Genomic DNA, 24,903 nt, shown 5'->3' with positions numbered 1-24,903 from the left:
GAGGCTTGAAGATCAGGATGGGTAATGCGGCGGGATACACAGGCAGGAGAATGCCTGCTGTACTAAGAAGATAGTGCTGATTTTTTTCAGGAATACGTTAGATAGAATTCAGCAATTCAGAGATTGAAGTCCGTACTTCGAAACTCTACGGACAGGGTTGTGGCGGTTGAATCGGGCGAGAACGTGGCCACGCTTCATTTTTCTGGATCTTCAGAGAACGGTCCTTCACAGAGAAGATGTCAGGTGGGTCTCAGCCCGCGGTTCCGTAACAAGCCCTATGTAAAGCAACATCGGCGCGGTATTGCATCATCGAAGCCGTGTAAAATCGCTGGCCTTGTACACATTCTCACAAAACCTGATGCTACAAGAAATCGACCGCTGATGAACGATTGACCTAGATTTTAGGGATCTGTCGGCTGATGCCGATCTGGTTGTGCAGAGAGGTTACACGTCAACTCAGGGGCGACAGTAGCCCTGACGCAAAGCGGCGTAAAGGTCGGATCCGGGCCGCATTGCAGACGTTTCGCTGCACAGCACAACCTGAGTCGAAGGCTATCGAAGGTTGCTCGAAGTTCGTATGTGATCACCCTTAGCCTTACCCGAGCCAAATTGCGGAGAGACCGAAACTGCAATAAACTCCCAAAACCCTTGCCGGTGAAGGATTTGAAGTGGTGAGCGCGCTTGGGCTCGAACCCAAGACTCTCTGATTAAAAGTTAGGTGTCGGCACATTCCTAGCAATCCGATCGACACCTTCAGGTCAACAAGCTCACAAGATACGTGGGAAGGCTGTCTGTACGTCTAGCACGATTTCTAAGGCGTGGCGTTTTCTCATCGATGCAGTGTACATTGCGGTCATCGCAACGAGCCTTGCTCAGTGTTGATTGCTGCGGATCGAGCTGTTTGACCTCGCCACCGCTTGAAGCATTGCCAGCCGAGGCTGACACGATCTAGCCGAGGCAATAGCGACCGCATCGCAACGGAGATGAACTCGAACAGCAGAAGTTGGCTGCGTCGGTCATTGTGCCGGAATTCGAGTTGTGAGCCCCGCTACGGCTCGCCATAGTCCGCATACAGATCCAGCTGCTACTTATGCCGGAACAAGCTGTAACGCCACTCGATGACTATCGGGTGCCACTTCATCGACTGGTCTATCCGGGGTTGATGGGTGGTCGGGATGAGTTGCATCGTGGCTCGTGATAGCTCGGCTGCCCGTCGCTGTGGTACCTTGCCCGCCGGATGAGCCCATGGATTACATTCTCAGGAGCCAAGCCTCTACCTTCCCTTTGCCTTTGACGTCGATCGCGCCACGCGGCTCGAAGACGAACAAGTCCTTAAGTTGGTCGTAGACAGGGCGGGTAACCTGGATCGAATCGGGTACGCCGCCCGCTTCCATCCGGCTCGCGAGGTTAACAGTGTCCCCCCATAAGTCGTATATGTACTTGCTCTTCCCAATGACGCCGGCCACGACCGGACCTGTATTGATGCCCACCCTGAGCTTCAATGAAGCGTTGTGTTCCATAGCGTGTTCGCGGGTCATGTGGACCATGCGGATGGCCATGCGCACCATCCGCTCGGTGTGGTTGACCACAGGCACCGGCAGGCCGCACACCGCCATGTAGGCGTCGCCCACCGTCTTGATCTTCTCGATACCGAGATCGTGGGCCGCACCGTCGAACCGCGTGAAAAGCCCGTTGAGCATCGTCACGACATCTTGCGGCATGCCCGCCGTTAATTCGGTGAATCCGACCAGGTCCGCGAAGGCAACAGTGACTTCCGCAAAGCCATCGGCAATCCTCTCCTCACCACTGCGCAGCCGGTTGGCAATCGGCGCCGGCAGGACATTGAGCAGCAGTTCCTCATTCTCGCGATTCTTATTCTGAATCTCGATATTCTTTTGACGCAAATCTTCGACCATGTTGTTGAAGGCTAAGCAGAGCTGGCCGATTTCGTCCCTCGTGCGAACCGGCACGCTGGCCCTGTAATCGCCCGCAGCGAAGCGTTTCACGCCGTCAGTGAGTTCGTGCAGTGGTCCAAGTAGCGCCCGCGCAAGCCATGCAGCCGTGGCAGCCACGACCAACAGCGCCAGTCCCCCCACAACCATGAGGTCCCGGCGAAGTCGGTCGATCGGCGCGAAGGCCTCAGCACTGTCGATCTTGGCAACGAGTGCCCACTTGACGCCCGAAATCGCAAGTGGGCCCCATGAGGCGAGCGTCGGAACACCACGGTAGCCGATGATCTCGCCCGTACCCTCGACACCAGCGAGCGCCGCCCGGGTTGCTTTGGTGTCGATGCGCTGATGCAGCACAGGTGTTCCGTATCGTCGAATGGCGGCGATCTCCTCGTCCGAGGTGCCAACGGTTTTGAGGCCGGCAAAGTAGCCCTCAAGGTTTTCGTAGAATGCCCGCGGGGCCGAGCGAACCAGGTAATCGGGCCCGACGAGATAAGCCTCGCCCGTATCGCCGAATCCTTCCTGCGGCCAACGGCGGCCTCCAGTGACGACGTTGTCGATCTCCTCATTCGACAATTGCGCGATCAGCACACCGATCACGGCACCTTGGTCAATGACCGGTGCCCCCATGAAGGCGATGGGTGCGCCGCCAGAAGGAGCGTAAGGAGCGAAATCCTCCAGGCAGTTTGCTGACTGGTCGGGGAGGAGCGCGCAGCGGGCGACGATAGCGGCGACGTTTGAGCGGCGGTAAGGGCCAAGCTGAAGGGAGGTGGTGAAATCCACTTCCTTTGTGACAGTGTAGATCAGGCGACCCGTCCTGGGGTCGCCAACCATGAAGTCAAAGAAGCCTACAGTCGATGCTGCGGCACGCATCAACGGATGATACGTGGCATGCAGCCTGCTGTAATCGCTTCCGTCGCCGGCGTCATCGAGAAGCTGGCGCCGCTCCGCAGGATTCGGATTAGCAACGATGTAGTGATATTGCAGATAATAGGGAGCGGCGCCGACGGGCAGGTAATCGGCCAGAGCTGGCTCCCTGCCCAAGACCTGGGCCATGAGAGGCAGGAAGTTCTCGGCATACCAGTCGCTGACCTTCTGGCGCAATTCGGGCGACGTACCGGCCCGGTCGACCTGGTCGACTGCGACCCGGAACTCGCGCGTGGCATCGACTACCATCTTGGAGGTGGCAAGGAGGCGTAAATCGGCCTGTATCGTGCGAAAGTAGGTTTCGACTTGGCGCGCCTTGGTCTCGCGGGCAGCCGTGAGCTGGTCGAAGACAGCCTTTTCGAGAGCCTCGCGGGCGCGGAAATAACCGAGCATCCCGGTGAGCAGCACGGCAGTTGCGCCAAGCAGAACGAGGGTCGCAAACAGCTTTGCGGCCAAGGCGCGGGGCGCGACGAGCCGATCACGTCCATGGAAGCCATGACTCACCATCAGTCGACGACTCAAAAGGCCGGGACATATCCGATGATGATAGTCCAAAACCCCAGCTACAGGGACTCTCCTATTGGAGCCCTTCCGGAGACTACGGGATTCTTAACAGGAAAGCCAAATGAGCACCCCTGCCACCTTGCGCAGAGTCAGCCCTAGGTTTTGGTTGGGTAAAAATGCTGATTGGCCCCTGTTCCCTATCCAACAGCGATGGTGGCAAGCAGGGTCGCCCTCTACACTCCATCGCCTGCGCACAGGTCATGGCAAGGGTCGCCGGCCCCAACAGCGCATGGATGCTACTGGCGCGTCACTTATGACGTTCTGTGTCGCGCAGGTTTTCGGCGATTGGCCTGACCTAGGTCATAGTAACATGAGTTAATAAGAGGTTATTCACGGTTCCGGCGAATTCCAGAATCGGTCTTGCCCTCTCCGAGTTCGCCTCCCATCCGCTACACACGTTTTGGACGAGCGGCGAGGATGTCCTGAACTGCCAAGCAAGCGTCCGGAAATGTCAAGCAGGCCAGCACAGACGGATATAGCATCCCGGCACCGCGCCAAAAAAGCAGGGCGCCACAAGGGAAAGCAGCGTCACTGAAGTGGGTTCTCCTCCGCATGCGCAAGACGCGAGCCGGGCCTTCCGCCCGTCCTCAAGCAGCGCCAACGTGGAACACCTAACCGACATGAACTTCAAGCACGGATGCAGGGATCAGGACATGTCAACTCAAGGGCGGGCCGCTGAAGTCGGCGCCGGGAGAATGAGAGATCGGCGGGTCTTGTTCACGTCGAAGACCCTCTGCCCTGCTCCACGGCTTCCGAACATCCATTCCAAGCTCGCCGGCGCAGCGGTCCTTGCACTGATGGTAGCCGGATGCACCCTTACGCCGGACAAGGAGGCCCTCTCCAGCAGTGTCGAGGCTCCAACGGACTTTGCGCGTGAGCGCCTGATCGGACGGTGGGGTGTGGCGTCGTTCCATGACGAGAAGGACCGACGGCGCACCGAGAGCGAGGCGAGAGCTCAGTGCGGCCAGGCCTATGCCATCACGAAAGGACCGACGGACGGGATCATGATGCATGTCGCCGATGATCCGAAGCGCTACGAACTGCGGCTCAAGGGTGATGCCGCCGGCAGGACATATCTTGGCTTCGAGGCGCCCCCAGGCGATCCGCAGGACCGTGAGATCCTCTCGTCGACCGCTGACCTGATGACCATGCGCTTCGTCGATCCGGATGCAAACCGGCGCTACGGCACGTTCGTGTACGTGCGCTGCCGTGCCTGACGACCATAGCTACCCATCCATCTGGGAGACCGTCATGATCTCAACATCAGAGTTGGCCGCATCTGGACTGGCGAGACTGCCGGCGGGACTTGCTGCGTTGGTAGGTTTCTCGCTTGTGGCCTGCCTCCCTATTCCTTCAACCGCCCAGACGCGTCCACCATCTCCGGCACAGGAAACCCTCGACGTCGGCGACGAACCGGGCCGCATTTCGACAGAAGAGGCCGTGATCCGCGACGGGCCTTATGCGCGCCAAGTCGTGTTCTTCCGATCCAGCGAACCGCTGGGAACACTGGTCGTCCACACTTCGGAACGCTTTGTTTATCTGGTGCAAGGCAACAACCGCGCCCTGCGCTACGGCATCGGGGTTGGCCGCGAAGGCTTCCAGTGGTCCGGGCTCGTGCGGGTCAGCCGCAAGTCCGAATGGCCGGACTGGCGGCCGCCGCCCGAGATGCTCGCCCGGCAGCCATACCTTCCGCGCTTTATGGCCGGTGGTCCGGGAAATCCCATGGGCTCCCGCGCTCTTTATCTCGGCTCGACGGTCTTTCGAATCCACGGCACAAACCAGCCTGAGACCATCGGACACGCGATCTCGTCCGGCTGTTTCCGCTTGGCCAACGGCGACATTATCGACCTCTACGCCCGCGTGCCGCTCGGCACTAAGGTGGTCGTGCGCCACGGCGCCAGCCTCTGAACCATTCGGGATTCCTCATCCGCTTATCGTTACGGAGATCACGCATCATGTGGAATGTCGCCAAGGCCTGTGTAACCTCTCTCATGGTGGGCATCTCGGCCGCCCTGCTGCTCGTCTTTGCTACGCCTGCCGCGGCAGGAACGCTTGAGATGGTGAAGCAGCGGGGCGCCGTGCAATGCGGCGTCAGCGAAGGCCTGTACGGCTTCTCCGAGAGAAACGAGCAAGGCGCATGGTCGGGCTTCGACGTGGACTTCTGCCGCGCGCTGGCGGCCGCGATCTTCAACGATCCTGCGAAGGTGACGTTCGTGCCTTTGTCGGCCAGCGAGCGTTTCGAGGTTCTCCGCGCGGGCCGCATCGACCTCCTGTCCCGTAATTCGACCTGGACCCTGGAACGGGAAGCCGGCCTCGGCCTTGCCTTTGCGGGCGTGACCTACCACGACGGTCAAGGCTTCATGGTCATGCGGAACCTCAACGTCACGTCCGCCCTGGAACTCGATCGTGCCAAGATCTGCGTCGAGGCGGGGACGACGAGCGAGCGCAACGTCGCCGACTTCTTTGCTGCCAATTCCATGACATTCGAGGAGCACGCCTTGCCGAGTGCCGCGGCCGCGCTTGAGGGGTTCCAGTCCGGACAGTGCAACGTTCTGACGCGGGATCAATCCGCCCTCTATGCCGAGCGCCTGAAGCTTCCACAATCGGCTGATACGGTCATCCTCCCCGACATCATCTCGAAGGAGCCGCTTGGGCCCGTGACGCGTGCCGACGACTTTGCCTGGTTCACCATCGTGAAGTGGGTGAACTTCGCGCTCGTCAACGCGGAGGAACTCGGCGTTTCCTCTCAAAACACGACCGACGCAATGGCGTCGCATAAACCCGACGTGCGCCGTTTCGTGGGCGTGGAAGGCGGGTTCGGAAAGATGTTGGGGCTCGACGATGCTTGGGCGCTCCACGCCATCCGGGCGGCTGGCAACTACGCTGAGATCTATGAGCGGAACCTCGGCACCGCGTCGCGTCTCGGTATCCCACGCGGGCTGAATCAACTCTGGACCATGGGAGGCGTGCTCTACGCGCCTCCGCTCCGGTGATAGCAATGATCGCCATCGTGAAGTTAAGGGAGGCACACATGCGGATCCACCACACGGCATGGTGCATGCTTACATCGCTCAGACGGGCACCGCTCATGGTTCTGTTCGCGATAGCCTATTGTACTCAGGCCGCAGTGTGCCCCGCAGCGTTGACCGCAGTTTCTAGCGAGGCATCGTCCACAGTGGATCGGATTGTCCAGACAAGGGATCTTGAATATGCAAGAGCCGCCGCCCGCGGTCCCCGGGGCGGGGCAGCGGTGCGCGGGCCACGCGGAGCGGTGGCCCGTGGTCCCCAAGGCGGAGTTGTTGCGCGTGGGCCGTACGGCGGGGCCGTCGCACGCGGTCCTGCGGGCAACGTCGTCGGCCGTCCAGGCTACCGTCCCCCTATATCATCGGGCGGCTGGTACCGGCCACCCTCCTATTGGTGGCGCCCTGGTGCGGCCGTCGCTGCCGGAGCGGCGCTAGGCTTCGTGACGGCGGCCGCTGCCGCCTCCTATGCCGGCCAGCCGCCAAGCCCCGGCTCCTGCTGGTACTACACTGATCCCCAGCGCACCCAGGGCTTCTGGGACGTCTGCCCTCGCTGAGTACAACGACTTGACAGTGCCCGATGTAGGGTCCACAGGCCAGAGCAATGCACCCGGGACAGCCGGACGAGTCGCTTGGTCTGTCGTTATGGGCAGCGGCCATTGCCGGGAACTCCAGCGGATTCCACACACAGCGCTGGCCTCACCTGATGAGGAGGATCCGACGGGCCAGCTCAGCAATGCATTACGCTAGCCTGTCTGCTGGTCTCAGGCAGTCCGATGAGATCGGACTGGAAACGGTGGTTAAGGAATTTGTCGGCCGGAAACCTCGGAGAACGGAAGTTCGAAGACCACCTCGCCCGAGTCGTTCTCAATCTCGACGGCATAGTCCTGCGGGTTCAGGCTTCGGGCCGCAAACTCACACATCATCCCTTGGGCGCCCCGGAAAACTTCCAGGTAAGCCGTTTCGACATCGGGATAGTCGAGCCCCAGTTCGTCCCGGCTCAGATCCTTGCAAGCGCTCCTGACGTGAAAGAAGAACCGAGGCATGTCCCTCCATCCATTTCTGCCCGTACCAGCCGTGCTTTCATCATGCTCCGATTCCGGGCACCTGCTTGTCTGCTTGGGACAATTGCTGTGCATTTCGTGACCAAGGGCCTCGGCAGAATCCTCGCGTGTCACAACGGCAACTTGTCGTGGGACAGGTCGGTCCGGAGATCCGCATCCGTCCACGGGGCTCGTAAGTGGCGCAGGGCCGGTCAAGGTCACCGCTTGCGCCTGCTGTGGCCCAAACTGCCAACACGGAGTCCCAACGCGTCAAGCAGGCCTACGATCCGGCCCGTAGGCTGACGATTGTTCGAACCATCAGGAGACAGAGATGCGGGAAGGATTGATCGGTGCCGTGACGGCCTTGTTCATCGTTGGCGCGCCTTTAGCCCATGCACAGCAAGCCACCTCCAGCCCAGTCGGCACGCCTGACAGCGGACGGCTGAGCCAAGCCGAGTTCAAGATGCTGACCGATGTTCGGGTCGGGGTAATCAAGGCCGCGCTTCAACTCACGCCGGAGCAGCAGCAGTATTGGCCGGCCGTGGAGGAGGCGATCCGCGCCAGAGCTGAGACGCGCTACCGCCGGTTGGAAGCGTTAGGAGAGCGCATGGGCCAGTGGCGGGAGATCGATCCTGTGCAACTCTACCGCCAGCGTGCCGACGTCTTGGCAGACCGGGCAGCGGGCCTGAAGAAACTCGCCGATGCCTGGCAACCGCTTTACCAGACCCTGAGCCCCGACCAGAAGATGCGGCTGCGCCTCGTGACGGTGCACGCGATCGAGGGATTCCGGAACGCCATCGAGAACCGGCGCATGGAGGTGGATGACGAGGAGGGCCTCGATCTTTGGATTTTCCCTAATGAGGCGCGCGGAGCCAGGTAAGCGCGGACTTGATGGCATTGGCAGGAACGGCGGCGGAACGCCTTATGACGATGCCCCGCTGGATACGACAGAACTCTGCCCGTTGACTGGGCGACATAGGCCGATGCATGTCCCAGCAAGGCGCTCGGGCACCTATCGGCGGATCAAGGAGATGCCATGCGAACGATCATCGCCGTACTTGTGGCAAGCGCTCTACTGGCAGCTTGCGTCTCAAGCTCCGGCTCGGACTCGCGACCGCCGAACTACGTCACATCGCAAGCCACGCAGTCGCCGGCAATCCGCAACGACACCTTCGGGGGAGCCGCCATACCGATGCGAGGACTGCCTCGCTGACATTCCGTAGACCGCTCCACATAAGTCGAGCCAAAGCGGAGGGCGTCTCATCGGGACCGATGTCTTCGATGCCTTGGGCGCATTGCGGATTGGTACAGTACCAGCAGGAGCCGTTGGCAGGCGGATCGGTGCGGAAATATCGAAGGCGCATCAGGAGATGCAGGGCAAGCCGTTCAGGCCCGGTCGCCCCTTGGCCGCAAACGATCTCAGCCTATGTTACTTAACTGTGCGCTCACCTCGCGGTCGAGCCGTTGTCGGGTTGTCTTCGTCGGGTTCCCGTCGGATCGCGTGAGCGATCAGACTCGGCAGCACCGCCGGGAGGAGATGACCGTGCCTCAGGACAGCCATATCCAAACCATCGGACACATCGATCTCGTCTTTGCCGATTGGCGGCCGCTGCGACATGTGCAGGATCCGCTCTACAAGGATCTGTCCGCGGTCGCACGCATCGGCGACAGCCTCTTTCTCGCCTGCGACGAAACGGCGAGCGTCGAACGTCTGCGGCGCATGAAGGATGGCCAATTCGGCGAGCATCGGCATTTCGGTCTCGACGAACTCGTCGACCTGCCCGACGGCGCCAAGGGCGAGATGGACATCGAAGGCCTCTGCGCTGTGGACGGCTTTCTCTGGATTGTCGGCTCGCATGCGCTCAAGCGCAGCAAGCCCAAGCGCGACGAGAGCGAAGCCGATGATGCCCTGCGCCGGATGGAGCAGGTCGGCCGCGAGTCCAACCGCCACTTCCTGGGCCGAATCCCGTTGGTCGAGGAGGCTCCGGGCTTGTTCATGCCGACCCACTCGAACGACGGGCGTCGGGCTGCCTGGGCCAAGTTTGGCAAGGGGAAAAGCGCCCTAAACGATTGGGTCGCCGATGATCCGCATCTCGGCCCGTTCCTGACGATCCCGGCCAAGGAGAACGGGTTCGACGTCGAGGGGCTGGCTGCGCGCGGGGACCGGATCTGGCTCGGCCTGCGCGGCCCGGTGCTGCGGGGCCACGCGGTGGTGCTCGACCTGGAGATCGCGGAGAAGACGCCGGGCCGGCTCAAGGCCCGCCGCATCGACGGTGAGCGGCGCTACCGCAAGCATCTGCTCGATACGCGCGGGCTCGGCATCCGCGACATGCGGTTCGACGGCAACGATCTCCTTCTACTGGTCGGGCCCACGATGTCCCTGGAAGGACCGGCATTCGTGCTGCGCTGGCGAGACGCGGTCCACGCCGATGTCTCCGGCGTCATCGCCCCTGACCGCATCGAGATAGTCGCCGAGCTGCCGTATCGATTGCACGCCGATCACCCTGAGGGCATCGATCTCTGGGCGGAGGCAGGCCCTGAGGCCCTGCTCGTCATCTATGATGCCCCAGCCCTGGAGCGGACTGACCCGGATACCTTCACGGTGCGCGCTGACCTGATCGCTCCGTCCGGAGACCGCGTCCGGTCGAACAAGCGCCTGAAGGCACGAGCGAAAGCCCTGGCCGCCGAGTAGACGGGCGGCACTGCGGCGAATGTCGCGCCGGCGCCAACGTGATCTGGACGCCGGCGAAGGAATTCCTCATCGGTATCGAGGCGCTCTACTTCAGGGTCGATCAAAGCCAGCGGGTTGCACTTCCGCTCAGGACGGCGGTTGGCGATCTGACCGGCATCTTCCGATCAATCTGATCTGCGCAAAATTTCCTATCTGATCACCCTGGGCTTCAGCTTCGTTTCCAGGCAGTCCGCCCCCTGAGCAGGTTACTCGCCGTAAACGACTCAATCGCTCGTTTCCACTGCCCGGTTCAGTCTGGCTCGGATGCGAGCGAGCTTCTCTTGTTCGTACGTCTGCTATCTGGAGAGAAACATCTCAAAGGGCAAGTGCCGGCAACCCTTTGATATTATTGGTGAGCGCGCTGGGACTCGAACCCAGGACCCTCTGATTAAAAGTCAGGTAGCAGCATGTTCCTGGCAGTTGATGACAATAGCTCACCGATCATAAATAGCTGATATCACTACATTTCTGTGGGTTGATCATTCCTCGCAATAGCTCCTCTTGTAAATTTCTGGCTACCTATTCTCGGTCCAGGTAGCCACGCACGAGTCCTTCGTTATGCCCACTTGCAAGCTCACCAAGCGCATCATCGACACCTTGCCCACCCCTGCCCGCCGCGACGAGATCTGGTGGGATGAAGACCTGAAAGGTCTTGGATTGAAGATCACTCCGGCAGGGCGCAAGGTCTTCCTCGTCCAGTACCGGCATGCGGGCGACCGGCGCAATCCTCGCAAGTACACGATCGGCGAGTATGGCCAAACCACACCGCATCAGGCTCGTATCGAGGCCCAGCGGGTCTTGGCCGAGAGAGCGGTTGGGCGTGACCCGCAGGCGGAGAAGCAGACCGCGAAGCGCCGGATCGCTTCTGAGCAGGTGTCAGACCTTGCGGCGGAGTTCATCGCCAGGCACGTGTCACAGAACCGGACGGCTGCCGAGACCGCCCGCATCCTACACCGGGAGGTCCTGCCGTACTGGGGCTCCTGGACGATTGGCGAGGTGCGGAAGCGCGATGTGATTGCTCTGCTCGATCGGGCACGAGAGCGCGGCTCACCTATCATGGCCAACAGGGCGTTGGCCGCAGTTCGCAAGTTTTTCAACTGGTGCATCGGGCGAGGGCTCCTTGAAATCTCGCCCTGTTCCGGCGTTGCCATGCCTGCCCGGGAGCAGGCGCGACATCGCATGCTGACCGATGAGGAACTGGCCGAGATCCTGCAAGCTGCCCGGAAGATCGGGTTTCCGTTTGACTCAATCATTGAGGCCCTTGTCATGACAGGGCAGCGCCGGGATGAGGTCGGACGGATGGCTTGGGCGGATCTAAACTTGGATCGCCAAGTTTGGATTATTCCAGAGAGCATGCCAAAAACGGTAAGCCACACATTGTACACTTGAGCGGACCAGCCCTCTCGCTGTTAAAGGCGATACCCCGTACGGGAGATTTGGTATTCTCGAATGATGGCACAACGCGTTCCCAAGGGCACTCGAAAGCTAAGAAGCGCCTTGATAAACTCTCTAAGGTAGCCGATTGGACCTTGCACGACCTAAGGCGAACTGTCGTATCCGGCATGGCTCGTCTTGGAGTGGCGCCGCACATAGCAGACAAGATCCTCAACCACCAAACTGGGACAATCTCAGGCGTAGCGGCCGTGTACCAGCGGCACGAGTTCCTAAGCGAGCGCAAGGATGCGCTCAAACTCTGGGGGCGGCACATCCGCGGTCTTGTGTCAGGACGAATGGCAGCGTGATGTTGGGTAGCCCAGCATGGCCTCTCGACCACACCAATCAACGATTGCGGACACGGACCATAGAATGAGTACCCCACCTCAATCCCAAAAACGGCTTTTCGACGTGATCCGGGCCTCGCGCCCAGTCTTATTCCGGAATTACTTCGAGGGGTACGAATACTCCCTGACGGGAACGAGCTTCCTCTGCGAATTCGAGGGCAATTAATTCATCGCTACAGCGAAGCACGTCCTTAACGGCTTTGACCAGGAAGCGATTTGCATCCCGTTTCATTATGAAAGTAAGGAGTTCCTCCCATACACGTGCGTCTGCACGCTAGTCGGCAATGATCCAGAGGAGATTGATAAGTTCGACATTGCCGTTTTGCCGATTGCAAAGAGGTTCGACGAGACTGATCTATTTGGCCAAGGCCCGTTCAAGCTGACCGTTGATACAATTGAGCAGACACCGGAACCGGGAACACACCTTGTCCTCCGAGGCTTCCCGGGTGGCACGAATAAGATAGATTATGAAGAGAACACAATCATTCGAGAGGGCACGGCTTTTGGAGCCACAATTGTAGGCCCATCGATCATCAACGGATGCACTGAGATCGCCCTTAACGACCTCAGTGAATGTCGCAGCATCAATGGGCTGAGTGGATCCCCCGTCTTCAGCATCAACTCGCTCATTCCACCCTATAAAGTGCGCTTAGCCGGCATGCTTCTGCGCGGCACAAAGTCCTCGAGCCGTGGGCATATGCTAAATTCGCGTCTCGTACTCGGGATGATTAAGGCTGCCGCAGCCCAAGTCTTCACATAAAGGTCGGCGGCGAATGTCTGACTCCTCCGATGAACAACCTACTTTCCAAGATATCTTGGCACTTATGGGTCCTGTAACCACTAACCTTCTGGTTGAGCCGGATTTCTTTAACAGCATACTGAAGCGACTACACAAACGTTTCGGGCTGAAGTTCGATAATGTGCAGAGCGCCTTCAATGTGCTGCGTGACTCCATGCCAGGTACAGGGGGATACTATCGAAAAGAGACAGCAAGCAACGATCGAAAGACACTGCTCAGAAAGCTGACCCGGCTCTCACAGAGCACACGAGCAACGATCCAAGCGATCGAGCCTTTCACCGGCGGTTCGGCAGTTTGGAACGACAAGAGCACGACGTTTGCTGATGACCTAATAACCTACTCCCATTTCTTTATCGACGCTGTCGCATGGACCAATGACCCTGACATATCTCCATGGAAGGTCGACAACGAGCTGAAAAGTGCCATCGCTCAACTTCGGCAGCTATCGCTGTATACCGAGCTAATTCTAGACAACTTCAAGGACCTTCCTTCGAAACAAGGACAGCGAGGGATTGGTTGGTACGACCACTTTGTTAAGGCACTGTTTGAAGCTGTTACACGCCTCGGAATGTCGACTTCAACACGGGACAGGGGATCAAAGGCTGGAGTGGAAACTGCTTTCACTGCTTCTGTGCTTGCGTTTGAGATACTACTCCCAGAAGCAGGTCGATGACCGTCCGCTATAGCGTGCGCAAAAAGGATCAATCGAAGTCTCAGCCGGTTGAAGAAATTGGAACAGAAGTAGGCACAAGTTGCCCAATTCCGTCGTGTGACGGCAGCGGAGGTTTGGCCAAGTCTCTGTGGGAACGGCGATCACTCGTCAGAACACAGAGGCTAACATGAGCAAAACACCCGATCAGGTATTTACCCCCTCAGAAGCCGCCAGAGAGCTCAAAGTCAGCATCAGCTTCCTTGCCAAGGCGCGAATGAACGGGACTGGCCCTACCTTCATTCGTTGCGGCCGCGCCATTCGTTACACCCTGACGGCTATAGAGGCCTACAAAGCAGCGCAAACCCGCACATCAACATCGCAGTACCCTAAGGCCGTTGCGCAACCCTACGCGGCGAAGGCGATGTCAAGTTGATCGAAGAAACACCCACGACCGGACGAACCGGATCTGCTCGATCATCTATCTCCATCCATCTCAATGCATCAGATTACATCAAGTAATAGATAGCTTAGTATCGTACATCAGAATAAAAATAACCTATATATACTTGAACATACCCCAATGTGGTCTAACATCTACTTCCATCCATTCCGATCCATCTGGAACCCCTCCCAATGAACCAGATCACGCCCCCTGCCCTGCTCGAACTGTCCCTGGAAGAGGCCATCGCTCTCATCAGCAAGGCCGAAGCCCTGCCCCATGCCACCCGCACGCAATGGAGCTGCTCGCTTCGGCAAATCGGACGCTGGCTCGATCGCCCCTTGTCCCTGATCCCAGCCCGCTGGACGGCTTTACGCCTGCCCATTGAGCGGTTGCACCATGCCCCACTTGGGCTGTCGGTGCAGACCTTCCGGAACCATAAGGCGAACTTGAAAGCTGCCCTGCGGTTCTTGCGCGGAGAAACCAATGTGCCGGTGCGGGGTACACCCCTCACCCCAGTGTGCGCGGCGCTCCGGGACGAGATTGAGCACCGTGGTCGGCGGGCGCGCGTCTACGGCCTGATGCGCTACGTCTCTGCCAAGGACATTGCGCCGGAGCAAATCACGGACGATGTACTTCGCATGTACTTGGCCTACCGGACTGAGACCACCGCCCGTCTCGGAGGACCTGCCGCCCACCGGTCGACGGCGCGAGCCTGGAATGAGTGCCATGAGCAGATCCCGGGTTGGCCTGCGGTCCACCTTTCGATGCCGGCCCTCCCTTCGCGGTTGATCGGTTCAACCTGGGACGAGTTCCGCAGGGGGCTTCGAGATGATGTTCGGGCCTACCTCGACGGACTGGCTGGCATCCGTCAGGCCGCCTCCGGCAAAAGGCTCCGGCCAGCGAAAGCCTCCACCATCGCGACGCGTCGGCGCGAGATCGAAGCCTTCGCCCGCCGGGCCATACGCATCGGCCTTCCTCTCGAACATCTCACCTCGCTGCGTGCCCTTCTCGATCCTGATGTGGTTGAGCGGATCCTCGATGATTATGGACAAGAGGCTGGAGGCACGCCCAGCACCTACATGATCGAACTGGCCTGGAAGGCGCTGTCGATTGCTCGTCATGTGGGCGGCTTCGATGATCTTGCCCTGGAGCGACTCGATGAGATGCGCTTCCAGCTTGAGGAGCACAGAAGTGAGAGGATGACGGAGTTCAATCTCGCGCTCGTCCACGAGGTCCTGAGCGGCCCAATCTGGGATGAGGTTATCCGAACCCCCTATCGGATGATCGAGGAAGCTCGCAGCCTGCGTGACTATGCTCCTGTCAAGGCTGCCGTACGCGCCCAGTTAGCGGTTGCAGTGGGGCTCCTCACCGCAGCACCCGTGCGCTGTGGCAACCTTGTGCGGATCCGCCTGGAGCACAACCTGATCCGGCCAGGCGGTCCTGGAACTCGCTACGTGCTGACCTTCCCAAAGTACGATGTGAAGAACCGCGTGAAGCTCGAGTTCAAGCTTAGTGAGCGGCTCACAGCGCTCATCGACGAGTACCTGCACGACCACCAGCCTGTACTCCTGCGGGGGCACAATGAGCTGTGGTTGTTCCCTGGCGAGACCGGGTCATTCAAGACGCCAAGCATGTTCAGCGAGCAGATCACCCGCGCTGTCGAGACGGCCACTGGCCTGCGGGTGCGGACCCACCAGTTCCGGCATGCCGCCGCTGCCCTGATCCTCAAGCGCGAACCGGGAAACTATGAGTTCGTGCGCCGGATCCTCGGGCACAACAGCCTGAAGACCACCACGAAGTTCTACATCGGTCTTGAGAGCTTCACGGCGACCGAGCGATTTGGCGAGCTCGTCGACTCTCATCTTGATGACGAGGAGGAGTGAGCATGATCACCTCCTTGCCTCTCGATGGGTGGCCTGCCGCCGACCGCCTCGCATGGCTTCGGGCTTGCGAGCCTGGTGCGGGGTGGAGGCGCGGCGTCCCGATGGAAGCCGATCACCCGTAAGGATCTCGAGCGCCGCTACGGCTACTTCCTCGAGTCGCTTCAGGAGCGCGGCGCTCTCGATCCTCAGGCCGAACCTGGCAGGCTGGTCACGCCTGAAAACGTTGACTGCTACATCGAGCGCGTCCGTTCTGGTTGGACATCTGTGACCCTCGCCCGCTCGGTGACAAGCTGCGGCGCATGGCAGGGGTCCTGGCGCCCTCCCTGGACCTCAACTGGCTGACAGAGATTGCCAATGACCTGGACTTTGTCGCCTACCCGCTGGAGCGGTTTGACCGCATCGTCACATCCGAGGTTCTGATCCGGGCAGGTCTCACTCTGGTCAAGGAAGCCCAAGTAGCTCGCAGGCGCCGACCGATGAAGAACTTCTCGGAGCTCGAACTCAGCCACAGCTTTGCGCGCGAGCAGGATCGCTGGGCGATCAAACTGCCGGGCAGAGAGGTCTAGAGCGGACGGACCGATCTCCGCCTCATCAGGGAGCGCCTCAATCCTGCAATCGCCCTTTATCTTAATTGGGCGAGACCCCGTCTGGTGCGGTACACTGGCGAATGCATGATTGGGGAGGAGCATTATCCGTTGCTCACTGGCCCACTTTGGATCGGGCAGTATGGTGAGGCACTGAGCTATGGCAGTGTCGAACGAAGGATTATGGAGACCACCCGGTGCGTCATCGGACGGGCTCTCAGCCCACACGACTTCCGGCGGAGTGGGGCCTTCACCGCCCGGTATCGGGCAGGATCCGAGCCGCACCTGGCAAGCAGCCTGCTGCAGTACCAGGACAAGGAACTCGCCGACGAGAATTACAATCTTGCCAGCAGCTTGGAGGTTGCTGACGTGTTTGGTGGCTGGATCGACACCATTGCAGAAGCCTGATGCAGGAAACGCAAGGGAGTTCCACTGCCTGTTCAAAATGTCCGCAATGCCTCCATAACCCGACCAAGGCCTCAGGTCCGGAAAGTGCCATATCCCGGACCTTCGATGGATGATGCATGCCTGAAGGTGCTGAGGTCCGAAATACCAAGGTCATCCGGCGGCATTCCGGAGCGGTCAATCACGCTGGAGACATGATCTGCTAATCCTTGATGCAGCGGACAAGGCGCGTCGGTCATCGCCCCAACGGCCAACGACCTGTAGGCCGACGGGCATCCCCGACGGTCCGGTCAAACCCGGCACGCAGATGCAGGGAACCCCCAGCGCCGTCCAGATCCGGTTGAACACCGGATCGCCGGTCGCTTCCAGCCCCTGCGGCGCCTCGCCCGGCGCGCTTGGCGTGAGCAGGACGTCGAGGCCGTCCACCACATCCGAGAGATCCGCTCGTACCTCCACAACCAATTCTCTTGCGGCTTCGTAAACCTCGGCCATGACATGGGTGCCGGCCACGAGGAACTCGCGGAGCTTCGCGCTCAGCACGAATGGTAGTGCCACGAACCAGCCTTCCTGCCGTGGCGCAGTTGGATGAAGTCAACATCCCTCACCAACTATCCTGAGTACTGGGTTTTCGACGTCATAGGCGATCACCGGGAGCGCGTTGATCAACGCACTGGTCAAATGCACACTAGGAGGTGATCGGCATCCTCAAGGTGTTCCTTCAGAGCTGATCCTGGTGCGGTTCCTTCCCTCCTCCTTGGCGGCATACAGGGCACGGTCAGCTCGACGGAGGATCGAGCTGCGGTCATCATCTGGCAGAGCTTCAGTCACTCCAGCACTGAAGGTGCAAGGCAGTTCAAGTCTGCTGTGCTCCAGGACCGCTGGAGGGAAGCCGTCCCGGATGCGATCAATGATCCGCACAGCATCGTCCAACCGAACCTCGGGCAGCAGCAGCAGGAACTCCTCTCCACCGGTGCGCCCCAAGCAGTCCTGTGCCCGTACCCTCGCTCGGCAGGAGTGCGCGAAATGCTCGAGGACAGCATCGCCTGCCTCGTGCCCATGCGCATCGTTGATGGCCTTGAAGTGGTCGATGTCGATCACCGCAACGCACAAGCCTGTTCCCGTCGTCTCGCTGGCGGCGAGCGCCTCGTCGAGCAGCCCCAGGATGTGGCGGCGGTTCGGTAGCCCCGTGAGCTGATCGGTCTGTGATGCCTTGAGCGCGGCCTCATGGGCTTGGCGCAGGGACTTCTCATTGTTCTTCAAAGTTGTGATGTCAGCGCCCACGGACAGCACCCAGCCGTTCGGGAGCACCGTGTGATCGATCCAGAACCAGCGACCATCCACCAGATCGGTCTCGAAAGACTTGCGAGGAACGCTGCGGCGCCGCGGCAGGGTTCTTGCAAGGAAAGCCTCCACATTCCCGTCATCAATTCGGACCCCAAGCCCGTTCCTATGCGCGTGGCGAACGATGCCGGTAAAGGTGAACGGACCGTTGTAGTTGCCCAGGAACATGCCCTGATAAGTTTTGTTGGCGTACCGGAGATTGTCGTCAGCATCAAAGATGGACACCGCCTGCCCGCTCTCCGTGAGAGTCTCTACTAGGTACCGGAGGGCCCCGTCATCAGGGGTGAAAGGCAACGAGGTCATGAAAACTCAAGGCAATGAAGACGAGCAGGATAGCCACTCCTTGCCAAGCTGCAAACTGGCCATCCACTGAGGGGTTCTCCTTATTTGACTTCGTTTCGGGCGCAGCCTCATGGACAGCACCTCTGGGACGGGACCGGTTAGGCAGTAAACCCCGCTCACTGACAGGAATGTTCAGTGCACCTATCCAAAGGGATTTTCGGCCTTAGTCCGGAAAGTGCGAAAATGAGATGTTCCCAAAAGGGAACACGGAGCAGGCACCGAGTGCCACAAGTCGGATGGCCGCAAGCGCCTTTCGGAACAGTCATTTGCCATGAGCAATCGATTGATCATTCCCGCACCGGGCGAGCTGCACGACCCGAAGATTGTTGGTCGTACCCGCCGTTCCGAAGAGAACGCCGGCGACGACCACGATGAACTCCGGGGGCTGGGCCAAGCCCTCAGACCGTGCATGCGCCTCGGCCTGCTCCACCATCTCCTCATAGGTGTGGATGTCCTCCGAGCGGACGCTGTGGGCGCCCCAAAGCAGGCACAGCCGCCGCGCCACGTTCTCGTCCGGAGTGATCGCGAGGATCGCCACATCCGGGCGATGCGGCTCGCGGTGGTGCCGCTTGAGGTGCACGCGACGATGCAGGGGGCGTGGATCGCCTGGGCCAAATCGGCCGCGGTGTTGGCAACGGCATGGGGCGGGCTCTCCTCGATCGCTGCCCTTAGAGCCGTGACGATGGAGCGGTAGGCCTTGTCCTGCTCGGTCTTGCTGATGATGCGGTCCATCATGGCAACCGCCTCAACCGGATACTGGCCTGCGACGGACTCCGCCGACGGCATCACCGCATCCGCCCCGTCATAGATCGCCGTTGCCACATCGGAGGCCTCGGCCCGGGTCGGCGTCGGGGCACCGACCATCGAGTCGAGCATCTGGGTCGCAACGATCACCGGCTTCACGGCCAGACGGCAGAGGCGCACCAGCTCCTTCTGCCGCCCGGGAACCTCCTCTGGTGGGATCTCGACACCAAGATCGCCGCGGGCGACCATGACTGCATCAGACAGGCGCACGATGTCCTCGATATGATCAAGCGCCGAAGGCTTCTCGATCTTCGCCAGGAGCCCGGCCCGCTCGCCGATCAAGGCACGGGCCTCGATCATGTCGGATGACCGCTGGACGAACGACAGGGCCACCCAGTCCACGCCGAGATCAAGTCCGAAGGCGAGATTGGCCCGGTCCTTTGCTGTCAGAGGCGACAGCTCCAGCGCCGTGCCCGGCAGGTTGACGCCCTTGCGATTGCTGATCTTGCCAGCCGTGACGGCCCTGGCCTCGATGGAGTCGTTGCCAAGTCCCGTCACCTTGACCCGGACACGGCCGTCGTCGATGAGCCGGTTCTGCCCCGGCAGGATCGCGGCGAAGATCTCTGGATGGGGAAGAGGGATCGAGGTCCTGTCGCCGTCCGTGCCCTCCAGGACGAACCGGATCGTCTCGCCCTCGGGCAGGGCCAATGCACCGCCCTTGAGCGTGCCGATCCTGATCTTCGGTCCTTGCAGGTCTTGGAGGATGCCGATCGGCCGACCGACATCCTTCTCGAGCGCCCGGATCGCGGCATGGACGGCGGCATGATCCTGGTGGGATCCGTGGCTGAAGTTCAGCCGGAAGGTGTCGACCCCGGCGAGGAAGAGCTCCCGCAGCTTGGCGGGCGATGCGCTCGCCGGTCCGACGGTCGCGACGATCTTGGCATGGCGTTGTCGGCGCATGGCTTACTCAGCGTTGATCGCCGCCTCCTCGGTGATGAGTATCGCGCGGAAGTCATTGACGTTGGTGAGGGTCGGCCCGGTCACGATGCCGTCGCCGAGCGCTTCAAAGAAGCCATGGCCATCGTTTTCGGCAAGGCTCCTCTTGACGCCGATGCCCTTGGTCCAGGCACGGGCGATGCTGTCCGGCGCGAGGTAGGCCCCGGCAATCTCCTCAAGGCCGTCGACTCCGTCTGTGTCCCCCGCAAGAGCATGGACCCCAGGATGCCCGTCGAGGGTCGTGGCCAAGGACAGCAGGAACTCAACGTTGCGCCCGCCTCGCCCCTGCCGCCGCACTGTCACGGTCGTCTCGCCGCCGGAGAGGAGCACGCAAGGTGGGGTGAAGGGCTGACCTCTCCGCGCCACTTGGAGCGCAATCCCAGCCATAACCTTACCAAGGTCGCGAGCTTCGCCTTCGATTGCATCGCCAAGGATATGTGCGGCAAGACCGTGCTTGGCTGCGACCCGAGCCGCAGCCTCCAGGGCCATTTGCGGCGTGACGATCATCCGGACGTCGGCTTGTGCAAGGCGCTCGTCCCCAGATTTGATTGTCTCGCCCCGACCGCTGGTGAGAACTTCCAGCACCGCCGGAGCCGGCTTGATCCCGTAGCGCTCCAGGATCTCAAGTGCGTCTTCACACGTGGTGGGGTCTGGCACGGTCGGACCGGAGGCGATGTTGATCGGATCGTCGCCGGGAACATCGGAGATCAGGAGCGTGACGATCTTCGCGGGGTGGCATGCCGCGGCCAGCCGCCCGCCTTTTATGGCCGAGAGATGCCGTCGGACGCAGTTTATCTCGCCAATTGTCGCCCCCGACCGCAGCAGCGCCTTGTTCACTTCCTGCTTGTCCGTGAGCGTCAGGCCCTCGATCGGCAGCGCCAGGAGCGCTGAGCCGCCGCCCGAGATCAGGCACAGTACGAGATCGTCGGGTCCAAGATCGGCGACGAGGCTGATGATCTCGCGTGCCGCCTCGAGGCCTGCCATGTCCGGCACCGGGTGGGCCGCCTCGCGGACCCGGATACGGGACGCCGGCACGGCATGGCCATAACGCGTGACGACAAGTCCCGATAGGTCACCTTTCCAGTGCTGCTCGACCGCACGCGCCATGGAGGCCGCGGCCTTGCCCGCCCCGATGACGATCGTGCGTCCCCGCGGCGGCTGCGGCAGGTTCGGAGGCACGCATTGAGCCGGGTTGGCGGCCGCGATGGCCGCCTCGAACAATGATCGCAGGATTCCACGCGGCTGGAGCATCGGCGCTGCCTGTCCTTATGCGTTGTCGCCGTGGATGGCCGCGATGACGGCATCCGTGACCTGGCGGGTCGTGGCCTGGCCACCGAGGTCCGGCGTATGCAGCGACGGATCGGCCGTGACCCGTTCAATCGCCCGCATCAGGCGCTCGGCCGCAGGTTTTTCACCCAGATGTTCCAGCATCATGGTTGCGGTCCAGAAGGTGCCGACAGGATTGGCGATGCCCTTGCCGGTGATGTCGAAAGCCGAACCATGGATCGGCTCGAACATGGACGGGAACTTGCGCTCCGGATTGATGTTCGCCGTCGGCGCGATGCCGAGCGAGCCTGCGAGAGCCGCAGCCAGATCGGACAGGATGTCCGCATGCAGGTTGGTCGCGACAATGGTGTCAAGAGTCTGCGGCTTCAGGGTCATGCGCATCGTCATGGCATCGACCAGCATCTTGTCCCAGGTCACGTCGGGATAATCCTGCGCCACCTCGGCCGCGATCTCGTCCCACATGACCATGCCGTGCCGCTGGGCATTGGACTTGGTGACCACAGTCAGCAGCTTGCGCGGACGCGAGCGTGCGATCTCGAACGCAAACCGCATGATGCGGGTGACGCCAGCACGAGTGAAGATCGAGACCTCAGTTGCCACCTCCTCCGGCAGTCCCCGGTGAGAGCGCCCGCCTTGGCCAGCATATTCGCCCTCGGAGTTCTCGCGGACGATCACCCAGTCGAGATCCTTCGCCTCCACATCACGCAACGGTCCCTGGATGCCCGGCAGGATCCGGGTCGGGCGCACATTGGCGTATTGGTCGAAAGGCTGGCAGATGGCGAGGCGCAGCCCCCACAACGTAATGTGGTCGGGCACGTCGGGCGCACCCACGGCGCCAAAATAGATTGAGTCGAAGTTCTTCAGGGTCTCCCGGCCGTTCTCCGGCATCATGATGCCGTGCTTCTTGTAGTAGTCCGAGCCCCAGTCGAAGGTCTCGAAATCGAGATTGAAACCGCCGTCCCGCTCGGCCAAAGCCTGGAGAACTTCAACGCCGGCAGCGATGACTTCCTTACCAATTCCGTCGCCGGGGACGGCTGCGATCTTGTAGCTGTTCATTATTGGTTTCCTTTAGCTGCGACCGGCGACATCTCGCGGTCAGGATTTGAGTTCACTTCTGTGCTTGGCTCTCTAGCCCAGGGCGTCGGCAACAGCCTTACCCGTGGTCTCGGTTCCGGCATTGCCGCCGAGATCGCGCGTGCGCAGGGTTCGCTCGCTCAGCACATCCTCAATGGACTGCACAATGGCGGCAGCCGCTTCGCCCTCGCCGAGATGCTCCAGCATCATGGCGCCGGCCCAGATCTGGCCAATGGGGTTTGCGATCCCCTGCCCGGCAATGTCCGGAGCCGAACCGTGGACGGGCTCGAACAGCGACGGGAAATCACTGCCAGGATTGATGTTGCCCGAGGGCGCGATGCCGATGGTGCCCGTGCAGGCTGGGCCAAGATCGGACAGGATGTCCCCAAAGAGATTCGATGCGACGACCACGTCGAACCAGTCGGGATGCAGCACGAAATGGGCTGTGAGAATGTCGATGTGGTACTTGTCCCACTTCACGTCTGGATAGCGCTTGGCCATCTCCTCCACGCGCTCGTCCCAATAGGGCATGGTGATCGAGATCCCATTCGACTTCGTGGCCGAGGTCAGATGCTTCTTGGGCCGCTTCTGCGCGAGGTCGAAGGCGAATTGCAGCACGCGGTCAACACCGATGCGCGTCATCACGGTTTCCTGGATGACCACCTCGCGCTCCGTGCCCGGGAACATCTTGCCGCCGATGGACGAGTACTCGCCCTCGGTATTCTCGCGCACGACCCAGAAGTCGATGTCGCCGGGCTTACGGTTGGCGAGCGGCGTCGGCACGCCGGGCATCAGGCGCACCGGTCGCAGGTTGATGTACTGATCGAACTCGCGCCGGAACTGGAGCAGCGAGCCCCAGAGCGAGACATGGTCCGGGATCTTCTCCGGCCAACCGACCGCGCCGAAGAAGATGGCGTCGTGGGAGCCGATCTGGTTCTTCCAGTCCTCTGGCAGCATGCGCCCGTGCTTGGCGTAATAGTCGTAGGACGAGAAGTCGAAGTGGTCGAGTTGCAAGTCAAAGCCGAACTTCTTGGCAGCGGCCTCGAGGACACGCACGCCTTCAGGCGTCGTTTCCTTCCCGATGCCGTCGCCAGGGATGACCGCCAGCCGATAGCGCTTCTTTTGATCCTGTGCCATGTGAAATCCTGTTCGTCAGTATTAAGTGTGCCCGAAAGCTCAGTATGGGTTCGCGCGGTTGTCAGTTGCTACTGCTGCCCCGTCACGCCTGCGCCCTTGATGATCGGGACCCATTTGTCGATTTCGGAGCTGACGAGTTGGCCGAGAGCCTCGGGCGTCTGGCCGGCCTCGTCCGGGAGCTCGGCGCCGAGGTCGAGAAGGCGCTTGCGCGTGGTCTCGTCCTTGAGGGCAGCTTTGGCCGCAGCATTCAGCTTCGTGACGATGTCCTTGGGCGTGCCCTTGGGTGCGAAGAGCGCGTTCCAGCCCGTCGCCTGGAATTGCGGCAGCCCCTGTTCAGCCGATGTTGGGACATCTGGGACAACCGGAAGGCGGTTCTGGACCGCAACGACCAGTCCATTTACCTGCTTGGCCTGGACGGTCGGAACGATGGCAACCGTCTGGTCGCAGACGTAATCGACCTGGCCACCGAGGAGCGCGTTCAGGGCCGGCCCCGAGCCACGGAACGGCACGTGCTGCGGCTTCACCCCCAGAAGGGATTCCATGAACAGGCACGTCAGGTGCGAGGTCGAGCCGACACCGCCGGAGCCATAGTTCATCTTGGGGGCATTGGCCTTCAGGTACGCGATGAATTCCTTGAAGTCCTTGACCGGCAGGTCCTTCTTCGCGACCACGAGCATCGGCGTCGACGCCGAATTCATGATCGGCTCGAAATCGGTGCGTGGATCATAGGCCAGCTTCGGATAGAGGCCGACGCTCGCCGCTTGCGTTCCCAGGTTGCCCATCAGGATCGTGTAGCCATCGGGCTCAGCCTTGGCGACCCGGGTGACACCGACGGTGCCACCGGCGCCGGTGACGTTCTCGACCACGAGCTGCTGGCCAAGAGTGCGACCCATGTGATCGGCCATGAAGCGGGCCACCACATCAGTCGTTCCGCCGGCGGTGAACGGAACCACCAGAGTGATCGGCCGTGTCGGATAGGTGCCCTGTGCCTGTGCAGCCGTCGCAACGAAGCCGAGAGCCGCGGCGAGGGTGAAGAGAGTTCGTTTCATGTGCATTTCCTTCCCTGGTTGATTGCTGTTGTCGGACCATCGGCGCCGCACACGCGCCACTCGCTACTCAACAAAGACCTCGTCCCTTCCCTTTCGGATGGAAGGCAGGAGGGCGATCACAAGTAGGATAGCGGCCACCGCGAGCAGACCGGC

The 24,903-nt window shown here is 60.9% G+C and carries 22 protein-coding genes and 1 pseudogene; 14 read left to right on the top strand and 9 right to left on the bottom strand.

The window, feature by feature from the left end; all coding sequences use genetic code 11:
* Positions 1 to 1,250 precede the first annotated feature (1,250 nt).
* The gene (locus tag ILT44_RS18580; RefSeq protein ID WP_204241103.1) at positions 1,251 to 3,383 is read right to left on the bottom strand and encodes an adenylate/guanylate cyclase domain-containing protein; all 2,133 of its coding nucleotides are present in this window, start codon (positions 3,381 to 3,383) and stop codon (positions 1,251 to 1,253) included.
* 710 nt (positions 3,384 to 4,093) lie between these two features.
* Here ILT44_RS18580 and ILT44_RS18575 point away from each other — a divergent pair.
* From ILT44_RS18575 to ILT44_RS18560, 4 genes are all read left to right on the top strand, one after another.
* Complete coding sequence (locus ILT44_RS18575) at positions 4,094 to 4,657, top strand: hypothetical protein (RefSeq protein ID WP_204241102.1); 564 nt, start codon at positions 4,094 to 4,096, stop codon at positions 4,655 to 4,657.
* Between the two features lie 34 nt (positions 4,658 to 4,691).
* A complete protein-coding gene (locus ILT44_RS18570) occupies positions 4,692 to 5,348 on the top strand; it encodes a L,D-transpeptidase (protein ID WP_204241101.1) in 657 nt (218 codons plus the stop codon).
* Between the two features lie 47 nt (positions 5,349 to 5,395).
* Positions 5,396 to 6,433 carry an amino acid ABC transporter substrate-binding protein gene (locus tag ILT44_RS18565; protein WP_204241100.1) on the top strand — a complete coding sequence of 346 codons (1,038 nt, stop codon included), beginning with the start codon at positions 5,396 to 5,398 and terminating at the stop codon, positions 6,431 to 6,433.
* Positions 6,434 to 6,690: 257 nt separating this feature from the next.
* The gene (locus ILT44_RS18560; RefSeq protein WP_204241099.1) at positions 6,691 to 7,017 is read left to right on the top strand and encodes a hypothetical protein; all 327 of its coding nucleotides are present in this window, start codon (positions 6,691 to 6,693) and stop codon (positions 7,015 to 7,017) included.
* Between the two features lie 243 nt (positions 7,018 to 7,260).
* Here the strand turns inward: ILT44_RS18560 and ILT44_RS18555 are convergent, their stop codons facing one another.
* Positions 7,261 to 7,506: a DUF6894 family protein gene (locus ILT44_RS18555; protein WP_204241098.1), complete on the bottom strand. Its 246-nt coding sequence runs from the start codon at positions 7,504 to 7,506 to the stop codon at positions 7,261 to 7,263.
* A 328-nt stretch (positions 7,507 to 7,834) separates the two neighbouring features.
* Between ILT44_RS18555 and ILT44_RS18550 the strand changes: the two genes are divergently transcribed.
* The 10 genes from ILT44_RS18550 (at position 7,835) to ILT44_RS18510 (ending at position 16,783) form a co-directional block, all read left to right on the top strand.
* Positions 7,835 to 8,383: a Spy/CpxP family protein refolding chaperone gene (locus tag ILT44_RS18550; RefSeq protein ID WP_204241097.1), complete on the top strand. Its 549-nt coding sequence runs from the start codon at positions 7,835 to 7,837 to the stop codon at positions 8,381 to 8,383.
* A 663-nt stretch (positions 8,384 to 9,046) separates the two neighbouring features.
* Positions 9,047 to 10,195, top strand: a complete 1,149-nt coding sequence (locus ILT44_RS18545) for a DUF3616 domain-containing protein (protein ID WP_204241096.1) — start codon at positions 9,047 to 9,049, stop codon at positions 10,193 to 10,195.
* Between the two features lie 38 nt (positions 10,196 to 10,233).
* Positions 10,234 to 10,368 (top strand): hypothetical protein, encoded by a 135-nt coding sequence (locus tag ILT44_RS31490; RefSeq protein WP_255549759.1) that lies wholly within the window; start codon positions 10,234 to 10,236, stop codon positions 10,366 to 10,368.
* A gap of 424 nt (positions 10,369 to 10,792) precedes the next feature.
* Entirely contained in the window at positions 10,793 to 11,623 is an 831-nt protein-coding gene (locus ILT44_RS18540; RefSeq protein WP_204241095.1) for a tyrosine-type recombinase/integrase, read from the top strand.
* A complete protein-coding gene (locus ILT44_RS18535; protein WP_307826569.1) occupies positions 11,539 to 11,976 on the top strand; it encodes a tyrosine-type recombinase/integrase in 438 nt (145 codons plus the stop codon). Before ILT44_RS18540 ends, ILT44_RS18535 begins: the two co-directional genes overlap by 85 nt.
* An 812-nt stretch (positions 11,977 to 12,788) precedes the next feature.
* Complete coding sequence (locus ILT44_RS18530; protein ID WP_204241093.1) at positions 12,789 to 13,487, top strand: hypothetical protein; 699 nt, start codon at positions 12,789 to 12,791, stop codon at positions 13,485 to 13,487.
* Between the two features lie 166 nt (positions 13,488 to 13,653).
* Positions 13,654 to 13,899 (top strand): helix-turn-helix domain-containing protein, encoded by a 246-nt coding sequence (locus ILT44_RS18525; RefSeq protein ID WP_204241092.1) that lies wholly within the window; start codon positions 13,654 to 13,656, stop codon positions 13,897 to 13,899.
* Positions 13,900 to 14,099: 200 nt separating this feature from the next.
* Positions 14,100 to 15,791, top strand: a complete 1,692-nt coding sequence (locus ILT44_RS18520; RefSeq protein ID WP_204241091.1) for a tyrosine-type recombinase/integrase — start codon at positions 14,100 to 14,102, stop codon at positions 15,789 to 15,791.
* A gap of 299 nt (positions 15,792 to 16,090) precedes the next feature.
* Entirely contained in the window at positions 16,091 to 16,357 is a 267-nt protein-coding gene (locus ILT44_RS18515; protein ID WP_204241090.1) for a hypothetical protein, read from the top strand.
* Between the two features lie 201 nt (positions 16,358 to 16,558).
* Complete coding sequence (locus ILT44_RS18510; protein WP_204241089.1) at positions 16,559 to 16,783, top strand: hypothetical protein; 225 nt, start codon at positions 16,559 to 16,561, stop codon at positions 16,781 to 16,783.
* Positions 16,784 to 16,957: 174 nt separating this feature from the next.
* On the opposite strand, the gene ILT44_RS18505 is transcribed toward ILT44_RS18510, so the two are convergent.
* The 7 genes and pseudogenes from ILT44_RS18505 to ILT44_RS18475 form a co-directional block, all read right to left on the bottom strand.
* Entirely contained in the window at positions 16,958 to 17,335 is a 378-nt protein-coding gene (locus ILT44_RS18505) for an amidase family protein (protein WP_204241088.1), read from the bottom strand.
* Positions 17,336 to 17,485: 150 nt separating this feature from the next.
* The gene (locus ILT44_RS18500; protein WP_204241087.1) at positions 17,486 to 18,424 is read right to left on the bottom strand and encodes a GGDEF domain-containing protein; all 939 of its coding nucleotides are present in this window, start codon (positions 18,422 to 18,424) and stop codon (positions 17,486 to 17,488) included.
* 301 nt (positions 18,425 to 18,725) lie between these two features.
* Positions 18,726 to 20,167, bottom strand: a pseudogene (gene pyk / locus ILT44_RS18495) (pyruvate kinase).
* A gap of 3 nt (positions 20,168 to 20,170) precedes the next feature.
* Positions 20,171 to 21,454, bottom strand: a complete 1,284-nt coding sequence (locus ILT44_RS18490; protein WP_204241085.1) for a glycerate kinase type-2 family protein — start codon at positions 21,452 to 21,454, stop codon at positions 20,171 to 20,173.
* A 15-nt stretch (positions 21,455 to 21,469) separates the two neighbouring features.
* Positions 21,470 to 22,546 (bottom strand): tartrate dehydrogenase, encoded by a 1,077-nt coding sequence (locus tag ILT44_RS18485; protein WP_239468359.1) that lies wholly within the window; start codon positions 22,544 to 22,546, stop codon positions 21,470 to 21,472.
* A 72-nt stretch (positions 22,547 to 22,618) separates the two neighbouring features.
* Positions 22,619 to 23,701: a tartrate dehydrogenase gene (locus ILT44_RS18480; RefSeq protein ID WP_204241084.1), complete on the bottom strand. Its 1,083-nt coding sequence runs from the start codon at positions 23,699 to 23,701 to the stop codon at positions 22,619 to 22,621.
* A gap of 68 nt (positions 23,702 to 23,769) precedes the next feature.
* Positions 23,770 to 24,750, bottom strand: coding sequence for a tripartite tricarboxylate transporter substrate-binding protein (locus tag ILT44_RS18475; protein WP_204241083.1), 981 nt, complete (start codon positions 24,748 to 24,750; stop codon positions 23,770 to 23,772).
* Positions 24,751 to 24,903 lie beyond the last annotated feature (153 nt).

The organism is Microvirga arvi, from assembly GCF_016892765.1.
In the GTDB taxonomy this organism is placed as follows: Bacteria; Pseudomonadota; Alphaproteobacteria; order Rhizobiales; family Beijerinckiaceae; genus Microvirga; species Microvirga arvi.
The sequence above is the reverse complement of the archived record's forward strand: the minus strand, read 5'-3'. Positions and strand labels throughout refer to the sequence as shown.